At 63.7% G+C, this 895-nt stretch carries 1 protein-coding gene; it reads left to right on the plus strand.

All coding sequences use genetic code 11. The features are described from left to right. Positions 1–97 precede the first annotated feature (97 nt). Positions 98–508 (plus strand): HNH endonuclease, encoded by a 411-nt coding sequence (locus tag DB30_RS40970; protein WP_146662989.1) that lies wholly within the window; start codon positions 98–100, stop codon positions 506–508. Positions 509–895 lie beyond the last annotated feature (387 nt).

Raw genomic sequence — 895 nt, forward strand, 5'->3', positions numbered from 1 at the left:
TCTCGCGCACGGATCCGAGCGGGTTTGAGCCGACGGGCGCGCCGCCTGAAGGGGGGACCGGGTGTCGTAGGTGATGCAGGACCCGCCGACTTACGTCGTGATCTCGATCGAGATGACGCTGTTCTTGATCGGTGGCGACGCCGAAGCGGGGGCGCTGGTCGAGGGCGGGATCGAGGTCCTCGCGCGGCGACAGGCGAAGGAGGCGCTGCCGCTGGTCGCGGGGACGGTCAAGCGCAAAAAGAAAAAGGTTGCCGATGCCGTCGCACCAGAACCTCGCCGCGCACGCGCCGAGGCGAGGCGTCAGGCCAACCGTAGGGCGACCGGTTCTGACGGCATGAAGCGATGCGAATACTGTGGTACTGAAGTCCGAGATGGCGCAGGAGCGCCTAACTCACGAGAGTTCGACCACGTCGTGCCCTGGTCGCGAGGCGGCGGGTCGGGACCCGACAACATCACGGTCTCCTGTCGCACGTGCAACCGCTCCAAAGGGGCAAAGACCACAAAGTAGTGGTCGGGGCCAAAGCCAGAGTAAACACGTCATGAATCCAGAACTCGACTACCATTGTGCAGCACTGATCTGCATCCATGTTTTCGAGCGCAAGCGTCCCGTACTACTGGTCTGTCGGGGAGCCGACGGCGACTGGGGCTTGTACTGCGGAAGCGCTCATCAGGACAGTGGAGACGACTATCGCGTAGTGGGGATCGGACACGTCCTTGACGACGACCCAACCCTCCGTGAGGTGCTGAATCTCGAACCAGGATGGGAGGCCGAACGCTCTGGGCTGGGCCAGCCGTGGCGTCGCGGTCTGGTCCCCGACGAAGATGAGGCCACCTACTAGTCTCGACTTTGGCGGTTGCAGAGCGGCCTCATGCGTAGCCCACTGCGTCCAGCAAG

It is taken from the genome of Enhygromyxa salina, assembly GCF_000737335.2.
GTDB lineage: Bacteria > Myxococcota_A > Polyangia > Nannocystales > Nannocystaceae > Plesiocystis > Plesiocystis salina_C.